The following is an 18625-nucleotide window of genomic DNA, read 5'->3' on the forward strand; positions in this document are numbered from 1 at the left end:
GACCGCACCGAATGCCGCGCATTGTAGCCGCATGATGTAGGACTGACACCTAGCTGTTTCGATGGGCCGAGCGTCGAATCAATCCAATGACCGGCAACAAGCCCACCAGCACCAGGGTCAGCGCCGGCAACGCGGCCCTGGCCCACTCCCCTTCACTGGTCATTTCGAAGATTCGCACCGCCAGTGTGTCCCAGCCGAACGGGCGCATCAGCAGGGTTGCGGGCATTTCCTTGAGTACATCGACGAAGACCAGCAACGCCGCACTCAAGGTGCCCGGTAACAACAACGGCAGATACACTTTGAAAACAGTCGCGGCCCACTGACCCCAAGACTACGTGCCGCTTCAGGCAAAGAAGGGCGGATTCGCGCCAGGCTGCTTTCCAATGGACCGTAGGCCACAGCCAAGAAGCGCACCAGATAGGCCAACAGCAGAGCCGACAGGCTGCCCAACAGCAACGGTTTTCCAGCACCGCCGAGCAAGGTTGACAGGGGGATGACCAGTTCGCGGTCCAGATAGCTGAAGGCAAGCATGATCGAGACCGCCAGCACCGAACCGGGCAAGGCGTAGCCCAGGTTCGCCAGGCCGACGCCGGCGCGAATGGGACGGGTCGGCGCCAGACGTCGGGCGAAAGCCAACAGCAAGGCGACGCATACGGTGACCAGTGCCGCCAGCCCACCCAGATAGAGGGTATGGACGATCAGACCGGCATAACGCTCGTCCAGGTCGAACCGGCCGCGTTGCCAGAACCACACCACCAGTTGCAGTATCGGAATCACGAATGCACAGGCGAACACCAAGGCGCACCAACCGCTGGCCGCCACAGCCTTAAGGCCGCGCAAATGATAAAGCGCCTTGACTCGGGGTCGCTCGTTGCTGGCACGCTGGGCGCCTCGGGCGCGGCGTTCGCCGTAAAGCACCAGCATCACCGCCAGCAACAACAGGCTGGCCAGTTGCGCCGCGCTGGAGAGGCTGAAGAAGCCGTACCAGGTCTTGTAGATGGCCGTGGTGAAGGTGTCAAAGTTGAACACCGACACCGCGCCGAAATCCGCCAGGGTCTCCATCAATGCCAGCGCCACGCCGGCACCGATGGCCGGTCGGGCCACTGGCAGCGCCACTCGCCAGAACGCCTGCCACGGCGACTGCCCCAGCACCCGGGCCGCTTCCATCAATCCCTTGCCTTGGGCCAGGAACGCACTTCGCGCCAGCAAATAAACGTAAGGGTAAAAGACCAGGACCAACACCAGGATCACCCCGCCGGTGGAGCGTACCCGGGGCAGGCGCAGGTCGCTGCCGAACCATTCGCGCATCAATGTTTGCACTGGGCCGGCAAAGTCCAGCAAGCCCACGAAGACAAACGCCAACACGTAGGCTGGAATCGCAAACGGCAACATCAATGCCCAGTCGAGCCAACGCCGGCCGGGAAACTCACACAGGCTGGTGAGCCAGGCGAGGCTGACACCCAACAACGTTACACCGACACCCACGCCAACAATCAGCGTCAGGGTGTTGCCCAACAAGCGTGGCATCTGGGTATCCCAGAGGTGGGACCAGATTTGCTGGTCGATGCTCTGCCAGGACAGCAGCAGGACGCTCAAGGGCAACAGCACCAGCGCGGCGATAGCAAAAACCAGAGGGTACCAGCGGCGTTGGACGGGGTGGGTCAAGGGGGAGTCTCGGGGCAGTCATCAAGCGCGTATTAAACCGCAAAAAAAAGATCGCAGCCTGCACCAGCACCTACATTGGAACGCGATCCCCTGTAGAAGCTGCCGCAGACTGCGATCTTTAGTGCTTTTTTAGTTCCAGCCAGCGCGATCCATCAGGCGGATGGCTTCGGCCTGGCGTTTACCCGCCACTTCAACCGGCAGGGTATCGGCCTTGAACTTGCCCCAGGCGGCGACTTCCTTGGAGGGCTCCACGTTCGGGTTGGCCGGGAACTCCTGATTCACGTCGGCGAAGATGTTCTGGGCTTCAGGCGTGGTCATCCATTCCACCAGCTTCTTCGCCGCTTCCGGGTGCGGTGCGTATTTGGTCAGGCCGATGCCCGAGAGGTTGATGTGCACGCCACGGTCGGCCTGGTTCGGCCAGAACAGTTTGACCTTCAGGTCCGGCTTCTGCTGGTGCAGGCGACCGAAGTAGTAAGTGTTGACGATGCCGACGTCACACTGACCGGCATTGATGGCCTCAAGCAATGCCGTGTCATCGGAGAACACATCGGTGGACAGGTTCTTGACCCAGCCCTTGATGATTTCTTCGGTTTTTTCCGAGCCGTGGGTTTCAATCAGGGTGGCGGTCAGGGACTGGTTGTAGACCTTCTTCGAGGTGCGCAGGCACAGGCGGCCTTCCCACTCTTTACCTGCCAGGGCTTCGTAGGTAGTCAGTTCACCCGGTTTGACCCGGTCGGTGGAATAGGCAATGGTCCGCGCCCGCAGGCTCAGGCCGGTCCAGGCGTGGGAAGACGCACGGTACTGGGCCGGAATGTTGGCGTCGATCACTTGGGAGGTGAAGGGCTGGAGAATCCCCATCTGCTCCGCCTGCCAGAGGTTACCGGCGTCGACGGTGAGCAGCAGGTCGGCGGTGGCGTTTTCACCCTCGGCCTTGATCCGCTGCATCAATGGCGCTTCCTTGTCAGTGATGAACTTCACCGAGACGCCAGTCTTCTTGGTGTACGCATCGAAAACCGGCTTGATCAGTTCATCGATACGCGAGGAGTAGACCACCACCTCATCGGCAGCCTGGGCGGCGGTAGAGCCGATCAGGGTCAAGGCGAGGACGGACAGCAGACGCTTGGATGCCAACATGGGAGCGGTCTCTCGATTGGAAAGGAGCGCAAATGATAAGGACTCACATTTACCTTCTCAATCGAACAGTGACCAGACACGTTTCCAAATGTTGCAACTATGAGATGTGCTGTGTTTTTGCATCCGCCATCGCGGCAAGCCTTGCTCCCACAAAAGCTCGTTCCACATTGCCCCCTGTGGGAGCAAGAGCTTGTGGGAGCAAGGCTTGCCCGCGATAGGGCCATAAGCCCCACCCCATCTCTCAGACCTTGGCCAAGTCCGGTAAATCCCCGGTCAGCCCCAGCGCTTCCCGCACGAACAGCGCCTTGGCCTCGGGCAGACTGTCCACCAGTTTCAGCCCGGTATTGCGCAACCAGCGCACCGGCAATGGATCGGCCTGGAACAACCGTTCAAACCCTTCCATCGCAGCCATTAACGCCAGGTTATGGGGCATGCGTCGGCGCTCGTAGCGGCTCAACACCTTCACATCCGCCAGCCGCTCACCGCGCCCGGCGGCCTGCAGCAGCACTTCGGCCAGCACGGCGGCATCCAGGAAACCCAGGTTCACCCCCTGCCCGGCCAGCGGATGGATGGTGTGGGCCGCATCGCCGATCAGCGCCAGCCCTTCGGCCACGTAGCGCTTGGCATGGCGCTGGCGCAGCGGTACGCACAGGCGCGTATCGGCGCTGAGCACCGTCCCCAACTGACCTTCGAAGGCCCGCTCCAGCTCGTCGCAAAAATCCGCCTCATCAAGCGCCATCAACCGCTGCGCCTCGCCAGGGGTGGTGGACCAGACGATTGAGCACCAGTCCTGCTGGCCGTCTCGCTCCAAGGGCAGAAACGCCAAAGGCCCGTTGTCCGTGAAGCGTTGCCATGCCGTCATTCGATGAGGCCGGGCGCTGCGCACACTGGTCACGATGGCGTGATGCAGGTAATCCCATTCCCGGGTGACGACACCCGTCAAGCGACGCACGGCGGAGTTCGCACCGTCGGCAGCGATCACCAGCGGTGCCCGCAGGGTGCGGCCATCGGCCAGGGTCAGCAACCAGTCATCGCCGGAGCGGCGCATCTGCTCAAGCCGCGCGTTGGCCAGCAGGCCCAGGTCGCAGTCATGCAGACGGTCCAGCAGAGCATCCTGTACGACACGGTTTTCGACGATGTGCCCCAGGACCTCGGCATGCAGGCTGGCCGCCGAGAAATGGATTTGCCCGGTGCCGCTGCCGTCCCAGACGTGCATGTCGGCATAAGGACTGGCGCGCCGGGCGGTGATGCCGTCCCAGACACCCAAGCGATCAAGGATCCGTTGGCTCGCCGTCGACAAGGCACTGACCCTGGGCTCGAATACCGCCTGGGGATCGAAGGGTTTGACGCTCATCGGGCTGCCGTCGAGCAACAGCACTTGCAAGCCACTGCCCTGCAACGCCAGCGCCAGGGCGCTGCCGACCATACCGGCGCCGACAATCAGCAGATCTGCACGCAATTCCATGCTTTAAGCCTGTTGTGCTGGCGACATGAGTCGCCCATAAAAGAAAAGGCCACCCCATGGCTCACGCATCGGGACGTGTCCCCAGTCCCATGGCCTGGCGAGCAAACCAGCGCTTGGCCGGAGGTAGCAGGTCGAGCCCCAGCAAGCCCAGGTTGCGGCCCAGGGACACCAGCGGCAGGTTGCTGCTGAACAGCCGCGTAACCTGGTCGGAAAACCCGACGGTCAGGGTCTGATCCATCCGCTGACGCTCGCGATAGGCTTGCAACACGGCGAAATCTCCCGGCGCGCTGTCGCTGTCGAGCAAGGCTTCGGCCAGGGCCTGGGCATCGCGCAGGGACAGGTTGAACCCCTGGCCGGCAATCGGATGCAGACTGTGGGCCGCGTTGCCCAGAATCGCCAGATGCGGGCGGACCTGTTCTTCGGCTTCCACCAGCGCCAACGGATAAAGATGTCGAGCGCCAACCTGTTTCAAGGTACCCAGGCGATAGCCGAACACGCTCTGCAACTCACTGAGGAAGCTGCGCTCATCCAGAGCCGCCAGCCGTTGCGCGTCCATGCCTTGACGGGTCCAGACCAGCGCGCAACGGTTCTCCGGCAGCGGTAACAAGGCCATCGGACCGTCGTCGGTGAAGCGCTCGAAGGCCATGCCGTTGTGGGCTTCGCCGGGGGTGATGTTGGCAATCAGCGCGCTCTGACCGTAAGGGCGATTGCGCACGCCAACACCCAGCTGTTCGCGCAGCTTGGAACGACCACCGTCAGCCAGCACGGCAAGATCGCATTCCAGGGTGGTCTCGTCATCGAGCGTCAGACGATAACCGCCGACCATTGGCTCCATCCGGATGACTTGCGCCGGACAGCGCCAACTCACCACCTCAGTGTCCAGTCCTTGCCACAGGCACTGGCCGAGCCAGGCGTTTTCCACCACGTAGCCCAGCGCGGGTACCCCTTCTTCCATGGCCGATAACCGCGCCGTGGAAAACCGTCCGCGATCGGACACATGAATCTGCTTGATCGGCTCGGCGCGACGGGAAACTTCCTGCCAGATACCCAAGCGTTGATAAATCTGCCGGGACCCGAAGGACAATGCCGAGGAACGGGCATCGTAGCTCGGCTGCCAGGCATCACCAGGAGCGAAGGGTTCGATCAGGATGATCTTCCAGCCCCGGGCCTTGGCGCCGGCCTGCAGGGCCAGGGCCAGGCTCGCGCCTACCAGGCCACCGCCGACGATCGCCAGATTGACCCGGCTCATGCCGCATCAGCCCGGGCGGCGGCCATCAGGGCCTCGATTTCGACGACCGTCTTGGGTACGCCGTGACTCAGGATTTCACAACCGGTCTTGGTCACTACCACGTCATCCTCGATGCGCACGCCAATGCCGCGCCATTTTTTCGCTACGTTGCGGTTGTTCGGGGCGATGTAGATGCCCGGTTCCACGGTCAATGTCATGCCGACTTCCAGTACCCGCCATTCGCCGCCGACCCGGTATTCGCCAACGTCATGTACGTCCATACCCAACCAGTGGCCGGCGCGGTGCATGTAGAAGGCCCTGTGGGCTTCGCTGGCGATCAGCTCGTCCACCTCGCCCTCCAGCAAGCCCAGGCGCACCAGCCCCTCGGTAATGACCCGCACTGTTGCTTCGTGGGCCTGGTTCCAGTGTTTGTCCGGCGCGATTTGAGCGAACGCCGCTTCCTGGGCGGCCAGCACCACTTCGTAGATCGCCTTCTGTTCGGGCGAAAACCTGCCGCTGACCGGCCAGGTACGGGTGATATCACTGGCGTAGCAATCGATTTCACAACCGGCGTCGATCAACACCAGGTCGCCGTCCTTGAGCAGTGCGTCGTTCTGCTGGTAATGCAGGATGCAGCTGTTGCGACCCGCCGCGACGATCGAGCCATAGGCCGGCATTTTCGCCCCGCCCTTGCGAAACTCATAATCCAGCTCGGCCTCCAGGCTGTACTCGTACAGCCCCGCGCGGGCGGCCTGCATGGCCCGGATGTGCGCCTGGGCGGAAATCCGCGCCGCTTCGCGCATCACCTTCAGCTCTGCTGCCGATTTATACAGGCGCATGTCGTGCAACAGGTGATCCAGGGCAACGAATTCGTTCGGCGGCTGGGCGCCGAGGTGGGCCTTGGAACGAATCACGTTGATCCACTCCATCAGGTGCCGGTCGAATTCCGGGTTGCTGCCCATGGCCGAGTACACCCGGTCACGGCCTTCGATCAGGCCCGGCAGGATGTCGTCGATGTCAGTGATGGGAAATGCATCGTCGGCGCCATAGTCACGCATCGCCCCTTCCTGGCCGGCTCGCAGACCATCCCACAACTCACGCTCGGCGTTGCGTTCGCGACAAAAGAGGATGTATTCGCCATGGGCGCGGCCAGGCATCAGCACAATCACCGCTTGCGGCTCGGGGAAGCCGCTCAGGTACTGGAAGTCGCTGTCCTGGCGGTAGACGTGCTCGACGTCGCGGTTGCGGATGGCAACGGCGGCGGCGGGCAGGATTGCGATGCTGTTGGGTTCCATCTGCGCCATCAGGGCCTTGCGGCGACGGCTGTATTCCGATTTCGGGATATGAATCATGGGCAGACGGGGTTCCCTCTAAAAATTAATGCAAGGATGGCTTGGCGGCCGCTGCATCGGTTTTCTTGGTCTCGGTGAACAGCAGCAATGGCGCGACCCGCAGGTACTCCATCACTTCCATGTAGTCGCTTTCGCCGTCATCGGACTCTTCCAGGGCATCCTGGACCTGAGAGATCGCCGCCAGGTCTTGCAACACTTCCTTGGCCTCGTCACTCAACGCATATTCGCGACGGGTCAGGCCGAAGCCGGCGAGGAAGCCCTGGCACCACTGACCCAGCGCAGCGGCGCGTTCGGCCAACGGAGCGTCATCGGTGGGCAGTAGCAGGACGACGGTCATGTCATCGCTGGTCAACTCACCCTTGACCATTTCCTGCAGGCCGATAAGGGCATTGCGCACGTTGTCCGCCGGCTCGCCTTCCAGCAACTCGGCGGCGTCGGCCAGCCAGCCGTCGGCATCGAAGCCGGCGCCGGCGCAACTGCGCCCAAGCAACAGGCCATGCAGTTCAGCAGGCGAGACAGGATGACCGCTGGTGCTCAGCAGGGTGGCAAACGCTTGATACGGGGAATTCTGAATGGGCATGGGCAGCTAGGCGCCAGACGGCGCTATGTCTAGAATGGAGGCCTTGTATCCTACATCGACAGACTCGCCAAGACTATCAGAGGCTGTGCGACCCTTATCCCCATCAGACACAATCTTCAGTGGACACAATGGAAGACACCGACTTGCAAGCGCTGATGGCCAGACTCGAATTGCTAATTGACCGGGTCGAGCAACTTAAGAGCCAAAACGGACTCCTATTAGCTCAGGAAAAGACCTGGCGCGAGGAACGCGCGCACCTCATTGAAAAAAACGAAATCGCCCGGCGTAAGGTCGAATCGATGATTTCGCGCCTCAAGGCCCTGGAGCAAGACTCATGAGTTCAAGCAATAGCGTTACCGTGCAGATCCTCGATAAAGAATATTCGATCATCTGCCCCCAGGAAGAGCGCAGCAACCTGGTGAGCGCCGCCCGTTACCTGGACGGCAAGATGCGCGAGATCCGCAGCAGCGGCAAAGTCATCGGCGCCGACCGCATTGCTGTAATGGCTGCCTTGAACATCACCCACGAACTGCTGCATCGCCAGGATACGCCGGACGTGCAAGTCAGCGGTTCGACGCGTGAACAGGTGCGCGACCTGCTTGATCGGGTGGATCTGGTACTGGCCACCGACCCGGACGTCAGCAAGAGCTGATTCGTGAGGCTGCCTGGGGTATACTTGCGTCACTCCCTGGGGTGCTTGCCAGTTGGTGATGTCCCTGAGCCGATACGCACAACCACGGGAGTTGCACGTTGGGGCCGGTGTGCATGTCCGCTTGACGGAAAGCCTTAACGCCCCCTGCAACTTCCACCTTGAACTTTCGGGTTCAAGGGCTAAGCCGACAGCGGTTCATCCGGGGAGCCTGATTCTCACAATGCCAGTCATCAAGACTGGCATTGTTGTGTCTGGTGCAGGCATTTCTGAGCGCCGTGCTTTGCGGTTACGCTGTGCTGTCGCCACCGATTGCGTGAAATATCGATATGACCGAACCCGCGCTGCTGCCCCGCCCGCAACTCCGTCGCCTGCTACGCCAGGCTCGTCGCGCCCTGACACCTGCCCAACAGCGCGAAGCTGCTCGCGGGCTCTACAGGCAACTGGCCCAGCACCCGCTGTTTCGCCGGGCAAAACACATCGCCCTGTACCTGCCCAACGACGGCGAGATCGACCCGCGCCTGCTGCTGCGCGCCGCCCAGCGCCGGGGCAAGGCCACTTATCTGCCGGTACTCAGCCCGTGGCCGCAGACCAAGATGGCCTTTCAACGCATCCGCCCCGGCGAAAAGCTGCGACCCAATCGTTTTCGTATTCTGGAGCCGCAAATGAACATCGCCCGGCAACGCAAGGTCTGGACGCTGGACCTGGTGTTATTGCCGCTGGTGGGGTTTGACGATGTGGGAGGTCGGCTGGGCATGGGCGGTGGTTTTTATGACCGCAGCCTGGCGTATCTGGCGCGCCGCAAGCAATGGCGCAAGCCGACACTGCTGGGACTGGCCCATGAATGTCAGAAAGTCGAACGGTTGGCGCAGGCGAGCTGGGACGTGCCACTGCAGGGAACGGTCAGCGACAGGCATTGGTATATCGCGGGGTAGACGCCGCAGGGAAACAGCGGCGTCCGGACGGCCGGCTTAGCGTTTGAGCGAAGGCGCGGGCTGGGTCATTTCCATTGGTGTATCGGTCTTGCTGGCCCACAAACTCTGGGCATATCCCGTGGTAACGACACCCAGGCCGAACAGAATGACCAAGATCCACAACAAATCCGGTTTGCGTTTCATCGATTGCCCCCCTCAAGGCATATCACACACGATGACAGCAGCGGTTTTCTTATTGGCCGTGCAGCAGCGTAAAGCTTGGAAGGCCGGCATTTTGCGGCAACCTGCATCAACACGCAAACTCTGACGTCAACCGACTGTCGGTTTGTCATAAGATCGCTGAACTTTTTTTATCATTACCGCCCAGGAGTAGAAATCATGGCCCATTGGCTGATGAAATCCGAGCCCGACGAATTGTCCATCCAGGGGCTGGAAAAGCTCGGCCAGGCGCGATGGGACGGGGTTCGCAACTACCAGGCACGCAACTTCTTGCGGGCCATGACAGTGGGTGACTCGTTCTTCTTCTATCACTCCAGCTGCCCGGAGCCGGGTATAGCCGGTATTGGACGAATCATCCGGGCTGCCTACCCTGACCCGACGGCACTGGAACCCGACAGCCACTATTTCGACCCCAAGGCCAGCCCGGATAAAAATCCCTGGACTGCAATCGACGTGGTCCATGTCGAAACGTTTCCCCGCGTGCTAAAGCTCGACTACCTTAAGCAGCAAACCGCCCTGGCTGACATGCCGCTGGTGCAAAAAGGCTCGCGACTGTCGGTGATGCCGGTGACGGCTGAGCAGTGGGCGACTGTCATTGCCCTACGCTGATCCTCTATGAGTTGATGGATATCAAGCTGGGCCGGTAGCGGATCCAGCAGACTGGAATGCTACAGTCGCAGGATGCAGGACATGTCGACGAACCCTCGTACCTCTCGTTTTTTTGCCTTCGCCTTGATGGCTGTGTTACTGGCTGCCGGCGGATTTGGCTATTGGAAGTCGCGTCAGGATCGCCTGCCGGAAGGCCTGAGCATGGGTAATGGGCGCCTGGAGGCCACCGAAGTCCAGATCGCCAGCAAGACACCCGGGCGCCTGGCCGACGTTCATGTTGACGAAGGCGACGTCGTCATCAAAGGCCAGCTCCTGGCGCGCATGGACACCCGAACCCTGGAGGCCCAGCGCAACCAGGCCGAAGCCGAAGTAACCCGCGCCCGGGAAAACCTGTCCGCGGCGCAAGCCAATGCGCAACTGCGCCAGAGCGAACAATTGCTCGCCCACCAAGAGCTCAAACGAACCCAGGAACTGTTCAAGCGCGGGTACGCCAGTAGCCAGGTCATCGACCAACAACAAGCCCGTTTCGACACGGCTAACGCCGCAGTCAACGCTGCCCGAGCCCAGGTATCGGCAGCGGCCGCCGGCATCGGTGCGACCCAGGCGCAAGTCGCCCAACTGACCAGCGAAATCGAGGACAGCAGCCTGCGCGCGCCCATTGACGGGGTGATTCAGCTACGCCTGGCCGAGCCAGGCGAAGTGCTGGGCGCCGGTGGCCGGGTGCTGCTGATGATCGATCCGAACGACCAATACATGAACCTGTATTTGCCGGCGTCCGTGACCGGGAAACTGGCGGTGGGCGATCAGGCGCGCCTGCTGCTCGATGCCCTGCCCGATCGACCATTGCCGGCAACGGTCAGCTTCGTCGCGGCCAAATCCCAGTTCACCCCCAAAGAAGTCGAAACCCGTGATGAGCGCCAGAAACTGGTGTTCCGCGTCAAGATACGCCTGACTCGGCCCGGCGAAGTTCCCCAGGCAAAACCGGGCATGCCCGGCGCCGGTTACGTGCGCACAGCTCCCATTGACTGGCCGGCCAACTTGCAATGAGCGCCACCGTTGGCGAACCGGCATTGCACGTCAGGGGCCTTGAGCACCATTACGGCCAGCTTGCAGCCTTGAGCGATATCGAGTTCAGCCTGCCCATCGGCACTCGCTGCGGCCTGATCGGCCCGGACGGGGCAGGAAAATCCAGCCTGCTGGGGCTGATTGCCGGGGTCAAGAAACTCCAGACGGGCGAGCTACAAGTACTGGGAGCGTCAATCGAGGATCGGCGCCATCGCAGTACGCTTTATCGACGCATCGCCTTCATGCCCCAAGGGCTGGGGGGCAATCTTTATCCTGATTTGTCGATAAGCGAGAACATCCGGTTTTTCGCCACGCTGTTCGGGCTTTCACGGGCAGAATGCGAACAACGCATGGGCAAGCTACTGCTGGCGACCGACCTGCAGCGTTTTGCCGAACGTCCGGCGGGCAAACTGTCGGGGGGAATGAAACAAAAGCTCGGCCTGTGTTGCGCGCTGATCCACGAGCCGGACCTGCTGATCCTCGACGAACCCACCACCGGCGTGGACCCGCTGTCGCGCCGGCGCTTTTGGGAGCTGATAGAAGACGTGCGCCAGCAACGGCCGCAACTGACCCTGCTGGTCGCCACGGCTTATATGGAGGAAGCCGAACAGTTCGAGCATTGCCTGATGCTCGATAACGGACGTTTGATCGCCAAGGGCTTGAGCGCCGAACTGGCAGGCATCACACCCGACGGCAAGCTCGACTCGGCCTTTACCTATTTCCAGGGTGACAGCGGCCACAACACCGAGCCGCTGACGATCCCTCCCAGAACTGACAACGCCGACATCGCTATCCAGGCCCACGACCTCACCTTGCGCTTCGGTGATTTCACCGCAGTCGACAACGTCAGCTTTGCGATCGGTCGTGGTGAGATATTTGGCTTCCTGGGCTCCAACGGTTGCGGCAAGACCACCACCATGAAGGTGTTGACCGGGCTGATGCCCGCCAGTGAAGGCAGCGCCCGACTGCTGGGTAACCCAGTCAACGCCAAGGACCTGGCCACCCGCAAACGGGTGGGCTTCATGTCTCAGAGCTTTTCACTGTACGGCGAACTGAGCGTGCGCCAGAACCTGGCCTTGCATGCGAAGCTGTTCGATCTGCCCAAGGCCGACAGCGACGTGCGCATCGACGAGCTGATCCAGCGCTTCAATCTCCAGAGCCTCGCCGACCAACCTTGCGGTGCGCTCCCCTTGGGCCTGCGTCAGCGCTTGTCCCTCGCGGTGGCGGTGCTGCACCGTCCAGAGGTGCTGATCCTCGATGAACCGACCTCAGGCGTTGACCCGGCCGCACGGGATGACTTTTGGCGGCTACTGATTGAGTTGTCCCGCGAACAGGGCGTGACGATATTTCTTTCCACGCATTTCATGAACGAAGCCCAACGCTGCGACCGCATTTCGCTGATGCACGCCGGCAAAGTCCTGGCCTGCGATACCCCCGCAGCCCTACAGGCGCAGTTCAACGGCCAGACGCTTGAGGCCGCGTTCGTCACCTGCCTGGAACAAGCTCAAGGTGAGGCGCAGCAAGACACCACGCCCGTGTCCCTCGACAACACGGCCACTGCGCAGGATCGCTACGGCTTCAGCTTCGGCCGCCTGTTGGCCGTCGCCAGCCGGGAAGGCAAGGAACTGCTGCGAGACAAAGTGCGGATGGCGTTCGCCTTGCTCGGAGCCCTGTTCATGATGGTGATCTTCGGCTACGGCATCTCACTGGACGTGGAGAAGCTCGCCTTCGCCGTGTTCGATCAGGATCAGAGCCCGCAAAGTCGCGCTTATCTGGAGGCTTTTCGCAGCTCCCGCTATTTCGAGGAGCAGCCGGTTATCCAGGACGCGAACGCACTGCATCGGCGCTTGCAACGTTCGGAAATCAAACTGGCCCTGCAAATCCCACCCGGCTTCGGCCGTGACCTGTATGCCGGTCGGCAACCCACCGTCGGCGCCTGGCTGGACGGCGGCATGCCGTTTCGCGCCGAAACCAGTCGCAATTATGTCCAGGCCGTGCACCAGGCCAATCTCGAACAACTGGTTGAACAGAGCAGCCCGGCGCGAAACCGGCAAACCGCAGCCAGTCTGGAGACCCGGTTTCGCTACAACCAGGACGTGGTCAGCGTGAACGCTATCGGTCCGGGCGTGATGGCGCTGATCCTCGCGTTCATTCCGGCCATGTTGACGGCCCTGGGGATCGTGCGGGAAAAGGAGCTGGGCTCGATCACCAATTTCTACGCCACGCCGCTGACCCGCCTGGAGTTCCTGCTGGGCAAACAAGCGCCCTATCTGGCGGTCAGCCTGATCAATCTGGTCCTACTGACCGCGATGAATCGCTGGCTGTTCGGCGTGCCATTCAAAGGCAGCGGCCTGACGCTGGCGTTGGGCGGGCTGCTCTACGTGCTGGCAACCACCAGCATGGGGTTGTTGATCTCGGCGTTTACCCGCACCCAGATCGCCGCGATCCTCGGCACCATGATCATCACCAGCCTTCCGACCATCCAGTTCTCGGGGCTGATCGTGCCGCGCTCATCCCTGGACGGGGCCGCCTCGGTGATGGGCCAATTGTTCCCCGCCGGTTATTTCCTGGACATCGCCGTCGGCACTTTCACCAAGGCTCTGGACCTGCGCCAGTTATGGCCGCAATGCCTGGCGCTACTGGGATTTTTCCTGGTGTTCACCGGGCTCAGCCTGGTCATGCTGAAAAAGCAGGAGGCCTGATGCACAAGCTTTCACATATCTGGCGTCTTGGCCTCAAGGAACTGACCAGCCTGCGGTATGACTCGGTGCTGCTGCTGTTTTTGGGCTACGCGTTCACCGTGGCGATCTACATGCCGGCCGCAGGCTCGGTGATTGGCGTCCACAACGCCAGCGTGGCGGTGGTGGATGAAGACCAAAGCCATCTCTCGCGTCAATTGACCCAGGCTCTGCAACCACCGGAATTCCAGAGTCCGGTGGCGCTGCCCTATGCCGAGCTGGACAAGGTCATGGACAGTGGCCGCTACACCTTTGTCATTGACGTGCCCGCCAACTTCCAGGCCGACCTGCTCGCCGGACGCGAGCCTGCGCTGCAACTGAACGTCGATGCCACAGCCATGAGCCAGGCGTTCATGGGCGCCGGCTACATCGGGCGAATTTTTCAACAGGAACTGCTGACCTACAGCGGGCAGGCGCAAGCGACCGAACAGACACCCGTGAGGCTCACCACCCGATCGTTGTTCAACCCCAACCTTGAAGGCGGGTGGTTCCTGGCCGTGATCCAGATCGTCAACAACATCACGATCCTGGCCATCATCCTGACGGGCACCGCGCTGCTACGCGAGCGCGAGCACGGCACCCTCGATCACCTGCTGGTGCTACCGCTGACAGCACTGGAAATCATGCTGGCGAAAATCTGGAGCAACATGCTGGTGGTGGTGCTATGCACCTGGGCCTCGCTGGAAATAGTCGTCAAGATCGCCTTGGGCGTGCCACTTGCCGGCTCCATGGTGCTATTTCTGCTGGTGACCGCGCTCTACCTGTTCGCCAGCACCGCCCTGGGCATTTTTCTCGCCACCCTTGCCCGTTCGACGCCGCAGTTCGGCTTATTGTCGATCCCGGTCATCATTCCCATGCTGCTGTTGTCGGGTGGCAGCACGCCGCTGGACAGCATGCCGCAATGGCTGCAATGGGTGATGCAAGGGTCGCCTTCGACCCATTTCGTCAGTCTCAGCGCGGCGATCCTGTTCCGTGACGCAGGCATTGGCGTGGTATGGCCGGACTTGCTGACGCTGGCGGTAATCGGGCTTGTGTTCTTTGCCATCGCCCTGGGACGGTTTCGCAAAAGCCTGGCGTCCTGATAAAAGAGCAGCCTTCGTCAGCGCCTACCGATTCGAGGCGCTGCCGGGGGCTACGGTCCAGCCGATTTATTGAATGATCAGGTTATTGAACAACAGGTCATCCACCATCGGTTTGCCCGTCTCGTCGTTCATCACCTGCTGAGTCTGCTTCAAGGCTTCCTGACGCAGTTTTTCCTTGGCTTCGATATTGTTCATGGCCTCGGTGGTTTGCTGGGCGAACAGCGCCACCAATTTATTACGGATCAGCGGCTCGTTGGCCTTCACCGCCGCAACGGCGGCATCCCCTGTGACGCGCAGGGCGACATCAGCTTTGTACACCCTCAGCTTCGCCGAGCCGTCCAGGCCATAATTGCCTACGAACGGCGGGCTGAGGGTGATGTAATTGACCTTCGGTGCCTCGCCCTCTTTGGCTTCCTCGGCCATCGCCGTCACAGGCAACGACAGGGCCAGCATCAACATGATCCACGCTTTCACATTCGACTCCTCATACGGTTTGCGGCCCAGCATACCGACCCGCCGTTCAAGCACAAGCTTATGGCCGGCTATCAGGGCGGGGCATGCTCGTTGACCCGTTGACTCTCACACCTACACTTATCGGCCATCACTCCCAAAGGAATAGCCCTGATGAAAGCCGTGCTGTGCAAAGAATTCGGTCCTGCCCAATCGCTGGTGCTGGAAGACGTCGCCAGCCCCGTCGCGAAGAAGAACGAAGTGCTGCTGGACGTGCATGCCGCCGGCGTGAACTTCCCTGACACGCTGATCATCGAGGGCAAATATCAATTCAAACCACCCTTCCCGTTTTCCCCCGGTGGCGAAGCGGCGGGCGTCATCAGCGCCGTGGGTGAAAAGGTCAGCCACCTGAAGGTCGGTGACCGGGTCATGGCGCTGACCGGCTGGGGCAGTTTTGCCGAACAGGTGGCCGTGCCAGGCTACAACGTGCTGCCCATCCCCTCTTCCATGGACTTCAAGACCGCCGCCGCCTTCAGCATGACCTACGGCACCTCGATGCATGCCCTCAAGCAACGGGCCAACCTGCAACCCGGTGAAACCCTGCTGGTGCTCGGTGCATCCGGTGGCGTCGGCCTGGCGGCAGTGGAGATCGGCAAGGCCATGGGCGCCCGGGTGATCGCCGCAGCCAGCAGCGCGGAGAAACTGGCCGTGGCCAAGGCTGCCGGTGCCGACGAACTGATCAACTACAGCGAAACCAGCCTCAAGGATGAAATCAAACGCCTCACCGACGGCCACGGCGCCGACGTGATTTACGACCCGGTGGGCGGCGACCTGTTTGACCAGGCCGTTCGCGCCATCGCTTGGAACGGCCGGCTATTGGTGGTCGGCTTTGCCAGCGGACGCATCCCCGAGCTGCCCGTAAACCTGGCCCTGCTCAAGGGCGCCGCCGTGGTCGGCGTGTTCTGGGGCTCCTTCGCCCAACGCCAACCCCAGGACAACGCCGCCAACTTCCAGCAACTGTTCGGCTGGTTCGCCGAAGGCAAGCTCAAGCCGCTGGTCTCGCAGGTCTATCCATTGAGCAACGCCGCCCAGGCGATCAATGACCTGGGCCAGCGCAAAGCCGTGGGGAAGGTGGTGGTGCAGGTGCGCTGAAGTCACTCAAGCGGTCCGGGGGCCGGAAGCTGAGGACCGCATGATTATTGAACCTGGCGATCAGGGCAACACGCTCGGCGCCCGGTATCTGCGGCCTTAATAAGGCAATTCCTACAGCGGCATCAGCGTATGCCTGAGCGACATGTTCATTTAAGAACATTCATCAAGGGAAATTTCCACTGTTTATGCGATGAGAAGCGATGCTATTTTCGGTAACGAAACTGTAACATTCGCATCCGCAGTCATAACAAGAATCTGGAGCCCTTGAATGTTTGCTTTCTTTCGTCCTGCCGCACATCAGGCGTCCCTGCCTGAAGAAAAAATAGACAGCACCTACCGACGCCTTCGCTGGCAGATTTTCGCCGGCATCTTCATCGGCTACGCCGGTTATTACCTGCTGCGCAAAAACTTCTCCCTGGCCATGCCATACCTGATCGACGAGGGCTACACCCGGGGTCAGTTGGGCCTGGCCATGTCGGCCATCGCCATCGCCTACGGGCTTTCGAAGTTCCTCATGGGCCTGGTGTCCGACCGTTCCAACCCGCGCTATTTCCTGCCATTCGGTTTGCTGGTCTCGGCGGGGGTGATGTTCGTTTTCGGTTTCGCGCCTTGGGCAACCTCCAGCGTCACCATGATGTTCATCCTGCTGTTCATCAATGGCTGGGCCCAGGGCATGGGTTGGCCACCCAGCGGCCGGACCATGGTGCACTGGTGGTCGCAGAAAGAACGCGGCGGCGTGGTGTCGGTCTGGAACGTGGCGCATAACGTCGGCGGTGGCTTGATTGGGCCGTTGTTCCTGCTGGGGATGGGCTGGTTCAATGACTGGCATGCGGCGTTTTATGTCCCAGCAGCCGTGGCGCTACTGGTGGCGCTGTTTGCCTTCGCGACCATGCGCGACACCCCGCAATCGGTAGGTCTGCCGCCCATCGAAAAATACAAGAACGACTACCCGGAAGGCTACGACGCCACTCACGAGAACGAGTTCAGCGCCAAGGAAATCTTCGTCAAGTACGTGCTGCGTAACAAAATGCTCTGGTACATCGCCATGGCAAACGTGTTTGTTTACCTGCTGCGCTACGGCGTGCTGGACTGGGCGCCCACCTACCTCAAGGAAGCCAAAGGCTTCACGGTGGATAAAACCTCCTGGGCGTACTTTTTGTATGAGTGGGCAGGCATCCCCGGCACGCTGCTGTGCGGCTGGATGTCGGACAAAATCTTCCGCGGCAACCGTGGCCTGACGGGCATGGTGTTCATGGCGATGGTGACCGTGGCGACGCTGGTGTACTGGCTGAACCCGGCCGGTAATCCGACCGTGGACATGATCGCCCTGGTTTCCATCGGCTTTCTGATCTACGGCCCGGTGATGTTGATCGGTTTGCAGGCCCTGGAACTGGCGCCAAAGAAAGCCGCCGGCACCGCCGCAGGTTTCACCGGGCTGTTTGGCTACCTGGGCGGCTCGGTCGCAGCCAGTGCCGCCATGGGCTACACGGTGGACCATTTCGGCTGGGACGGTGGTTTTGTATTGCTGGTGGGTGCTTGCCTGCTGGCGATGGCGTTCCTCGCGCCAACCTTGTGGCACAAGCAAATCGCCAGTCAGAGCCGCGAAGCGGTGGCCTGATCCAGGGCTGATTTGCAGCGCTTGAGCCGCGCCTCCAGATTCCGGTCTGGCATGGCGTGGCTGCGCAGGGCGTGAATGGTCTGCTCGACATAATCGCGCGTGGTGCCATAGCGCCCACAGGCGCTTTCGAACACCTGACTCAGCACATGGTCCGGCAAGTTGCCGGCATAGCTGGGCAGGTGCCGCTCCAGGACAAAGCCCAAGGCCTGCACCCGACTGCCATTCTCCAGACGGCAACTGAGCCAGTGCGGGCGATAGGACGGAACCGGCATCTCGCGCTGCCAGAGGGCGAACAGCGAGTCTTCGAGATTCTCCTGCGGCAATCGGTAGGCGAAACCGCTGCACGAACCGCCGCGATCCAAACCGAACACCAACCCCGGCAACTCCGGTGTACCGCGATGTTCGTGAGACCACAGATACAAACCGCGATGATAACCATGAACCCGGCCGCGCATCCGCTCCACCGCCATGCACTCCGGCCGCCAGATCAACGAGCCGTAAGCGAACAACCAGACCGGGCCGCCCTGGTGAAGACTCATGGTCAATTGCATCGAGGCGAGCAATTGCTCACGGGTCAGCTGCGGCCCCAGGTCGAGGTTTGGCGGGTATGGGAGGCTGGTAATGGCGGATTCGATAGAGGTCATGGCCGGTAGCGGTTGGCTCCTCGCGAGTCGGAAGTTGGGT

The 18625-nt window shown here is 61.3% G+C and carries 17 protein-coding genes, 1 other RNA gene and 1 pseudogene; 10 read left to right on the plus strand and 9 right to left on the minus strand.

Annotated features, from left to right (window positions below; translation table 11 throughout):
• Window positions 1–49: 49 nt before the first annotated feature.
• From PSH57_RS27630 to PSH57_RS27655, 6 genes and pseudogenes are all read right to left on the minus strand, one after another.
• Window positions 50–1665: pseudogene (locus tag PSH57_RS27630) on the minus strand (ABC transporter permease).
• Window positions 1666–1794: 129 nt separating this feature from the next.
• A complete protein-coding gene (locus tag PSH57_RS27635; protein WP_305386742.1) occupies window positions 1795–2799 on the minus strand; it encodes an extracellular solute-binding protein in 1005 nt (334 codons plus the stop codon).
• A 241-nt stretch (window positions 2800–3040) separates the two neighbouring features.
• A complete protein-coding gene (locus PSH57_RS27640) occupies window positions 3041–4258 on the minus strand; it encodes a 2-octaprenyl-3-methyl-6-methoxy-1,4-benzoquinol hydroxylase (protein ID WP_305390491.1) in 1218 nt (405 codons plus the stop codon).
• Between the two features lie 67 nt (window positions 4259–4325).
• A complete protein-coding gene (ubiH, locus tag PSH57_RS27645) occupies window positions 4326–5513 on the minus strand; it encodes a 2-octaprenyl-6-methoxyphenyl hydroxylase (RefSeq protein ID WP_305386744.1) in 1188 nt (395 codons plus the stop codon).
• Window positions 5510–6844 (minus strand): Xaa-Pro aminopeptidase, encoded by a 1335-nt coding sequence (pepP, locus tag PSH57_RS27650; RefSeq protein WP_305386746.1) that lies wholly within the window; start codon window positions 6842–6844, stop codon window positions 5510–5512. The genes ubiH and pepP overlap by 4 nt, the downstream gene beginning before the upstream one ends.
• A 25-nt stretch (window positions 6845–6869) precedes the next feature.
• Window positions 6870–7424: a YecA/YgfB family protein gene (locus tag PSH57_RS27655; protein ID WP_305386747.1), complete on the minus strand. Its 555-nt coding sequence runs from the start codon at window positions 7422–7424 to the stop codon at window positions 6870–6872.
• A gap of 128 nt (window positions 7425–7552) precedes the next feature.
• Here PSH57_RS27655 and PSH57_RS27660 point away from each other — a divergent pair, with 128 nt between their 5' ends.
• From PSH57_RS27660 to PSH57_RS27675, 4 genes are all read left to right on the plus strand, one after another.
• Window positions 7553–7762 (plus strand): TIGR02449 family protein, encoded by a 210-nt coding sequence (locus tag PSH57_RS27660; protein WP_003177365.1) that lies wholly within the window; start codon window positions 7553–7555, stop codon window positions 7760–7762.
• Window positions 7759–8076, plus strand: a complete 318-nt coding sequence (locus PSH57_RS27665) for a cell division protein ZapA (protein ID WP_256229870.1) — start codon at window positions 7759–7761, stop codon at window positions 8074–8076. Before PSH57_RS27660 ends, PSH57_RS27665 begins: the two co-directional genes overlap by 4 nt.
• A gap of 30 nt (window positions 8077–8106) precedes the next feature.
• Window positions 8107–8286, plus strand: a non-coding RNA gene (gene ssrS, locus PSH57_RS27670) — 6S RNA.
• Window positions 8287–8402: 116 nt separating this feature from the next.
• Window positions 8403–9008: a 5-formyltetrahydrofolate cyclo-ligase gene (locus PSH57_RS27675; RefSeq protein ID WP_305386750.1), complete on the plus strand. Its 606-nt coding sequence runs from the start codon at window positions 8403–8405 to the stop codon at window positions 9006–9008.
• Between the two features lie 36 nt (window positions 9009–9044).
• Here the strand turns inward: PSH57_RS27675 and PSH57_RS27680 are convergent, their stop codons facing one another.
• On the minus strand, window positions 9045–9191 hold the full coding sequence (locus PSH57_RS27680; RefSeq protein ID WP_305386751.1) for a hypothetical protein: 147 nt from the start codon (window positions 9189–9191) through the stop codon (window positions 9045–9047).
• Between the two features lie 195 nt (window positions 9192–9386).
• On the opposite strand from PSH57_RS27680, the gene PSH57_RS27685 reads away from it, so the two are divergent.
• The 4 genes from PSH57_RS27685 to PSH57_RS27700 all read left to right on the plus strand — a co-directional run bounded on the left by PSH57_RS27685 (window position 9387) and on the right by PSH57_RS27700 (window position 14721).
• On the plus strand, window positions 9387–9836 hold the full coding sequence (locus tag PSH57_RS27685) for an EVE domain-containing protein (RefSeq protein WP_305386752.1): 450 nt from the start codon (window positions 9387–9389) through the stop codon (window positions 9834–9836).
• An 81-nt stretch (window positions 9837–9917) separates the two neighbouring features.
• Window positions 9918–10883, plus strand: coding sequence for an HlyD family secretion protein (locus PSH57_RS27690; protein WP_305386753.1), 966 nt, complete (start codon window positions 9918–9920; stop codon window positions 10881–10883).
• The gene (rbbA, locus tag PSH57_RS27695) at window positions 10880–13603 is read left to right on the plus strand and encodes a ribosome-associated ATPase/putative transporter RbbA (protein ID WP_305386755.1); all 2724 of its coding nucleotides are present in this window, start codon (window positions 10880–10882) and stop codon (window positions 13601–13603) included. Before PSH57_RS27690 ends, rbbA begins: the two co-directional genes overlap by 4 nt.
• Window positions 13603–14721, plus strand: a complete 1119-nt coding sequence (locus PSH57_RS27700; RefSeq protein ID WP_305386756.1) for an ABC transporter permease — start codon at window positions 13603–13605, stop codon at window positions 14719–14721. Before rbbA ends, PSH57_RS27700 begins: the two co-directional genes overlap by 1 nt.
• A 66-nt stretch (window positions 14722–14787) precedes the next feature.
• Here PSH57_RS27700 and PSH57_RS27705 read toward each other — a convergent pair whose 3' ends face one another.
• Window positions 14788–15195 (minus strand): flagellar basal body-associated protein FliL, encoded by a 408-nt coding sequence (locus PSH57_RS27705; RefSeq protein WP_256229862.1) that lies wholly within the window; start codon window positions 15193–15195, stop codon window positions 14788–14790.
• A gap of 150 nt (window positions 15196–15345) precedes the next feature.
• Here PSH57_RS27705 and PSH57_RS27710 point away from each other — a divergent pair, with 150 nt between their 5' ends.
• Complete coding sequence (locus PSH57_RS27710) at window positions 15346–16323, plus strand: NADPH:quinone oxidoreductase family protein (RefSeq protein WP_305386758.1); 978 nt, start codon at window positions 15346–15348, stop codon at window positions 16321–16323.
• A 268-nt stretch (window positions 16324–16591) separates the two neighbouring features.
• A complete protein-coding gene (gene glpT / locus PSH57_RS27715) occupies window positions 16592–17941 on the plus strand; it encodes a glycerol-3-phosphate transporter (protein WP_256229860.1) in 1350 nt (449 codons plus the stop codon).
• Here the strand turns inward: glpT and PSH57_RS27720 are convergent.
• Complete coding sequence (locus PSH57_RS27720) at window positions 17917–18585, minus strand: gamma-glutamylcyclotransferase (RefSeq protein WP_305386759.1); 669 nt, start codon at window positions 18583–18585, stop codon at window positions 17917–17919. The two genes, glpT and PSH57_RS27720, sit on opposite strands and share 25 nt — an antisense overlap.
• Window positions 18586–18625 lie beyond the last annotated feature (40 nt).

Source organism: Pseudomonas hefeiensis (assembly GCF_030687835.1).
GTDB classification, from domain to species: Bacteria; Pseudomonadota; Gammaproteobacteria; order Pseudomonadales; family Pseudomonadaceae; genus Aquipseudomonas; species Aquipseudomonas hefeiensis.

Excerpts from the sequence above, each read along its gene's own strand:
- PSH57_RS27700 (WP_305386756.1), top strand. The coding sequence starts at position 13,603 with ATGCACAAGCTTTCACATATCTGGCGTCTTGGCCTCAAGGAACTGACC.
- PSH57_RS27710 (WP_305386758.1), top strand. The coding sequence starts at position 15,346 with ATGAAAGCCGTGCTGTGCAAAGAATTCGGTCCTGCCCAATCGCTGGTG.
- PSH57_RS27680 (WP_305386751.1), bottom strand. The coding sequence starts at position 9,191 with ATGAAACGCAAACCGGATTTGTTGTGGATCTTGGTCATTCTGTTCGGC.
- PSH57_RS27675 (WP_305386750.1), top strand. The coding sequence starts at position 8,403 with ATGACCGAACCCGCGCTGCTGCCCCGCCCGCAACTCCGTCGCCTGCTA.
- PSH57_RS27690 (WP_305386753.1), top strand. The coding sequence starts at position 9,918 with ATGTCGACGAACCCTCGTACCTCTCGTTTTTTTGCCTTCGCCTTGATG.
- glpT (WP_256229860.1), top strand. The coding sequence starts at position 16,592 with ATGTTTGCTTTCTTTCGTCCTGCCGCACATCAGGCGTCCCTGCCTGAA.
- ubiH (WP_305386744.1), bottom strand. The coding sequence starts at position 5,513 with ATGAGCCGGGTCAATCTGGCGATCGTCGGCGGTGGCCTGGTAGGCGCG.
- pepP (WP_305386746.1), bottom strand. The coding sequence starts at position 6,844 with ATGATTCATATCCCGAAATCGGAATACAGCCGTCGCCGCAAGGCCCTG.
- PSH57_RS27660 (WP_003177365.1), top strand. The coding sequence starts at position 7,553 with ATGGAAGACACCGACTTGCAAGCGCTGATGGCCAGACTCGAATTGCTA.
- PSH57_RS27720 (WP_305386759.1), bottom strand. The coding sequence starts at position 18,585 with ATGACCTCTATCGAATCCGCCATTACCAGCCTCCCATACCCGCCAAAC.
- PSH57_RS27635 (WP_305386742.1), bottom strand. The coding sequence starts at position 2,799 with ATGTTGGCATCCAAGCGTCTGCTGTCCGTCCTCGCCTTGACCCTGATC.
- PSH57_RS27685 (WP_305386752.1), top strand. The coding sequence starts at position 9,387 with ATGGCCCATTGGCTGATGAAATCCGAGCCCGACGAATTGTCCATCCAG.
- PSH57_RS27655 (WP_305386747.1), bottom strand. The coding sequence starts at position 7,424 with ATGCCCATTCAGAATTCCCCGTATCAAGCGTTTGCCACCCTGCTGAGC.
- PSH57_RS27665 (WP_256229870.1), top strand. The coding sequence starts at position 7,759 with ATGAGTTCAAGCAATAGCGTTACCGTGCAGATCCTCGATAAAGAATAT.
- rbbA (WP_305386755.1), top strand. The coding sequence starts at position 10,880 with ATGAGCGCCACCGTTGGCGAACCGGCATTGCACGTCAGGGGCCTTGAG.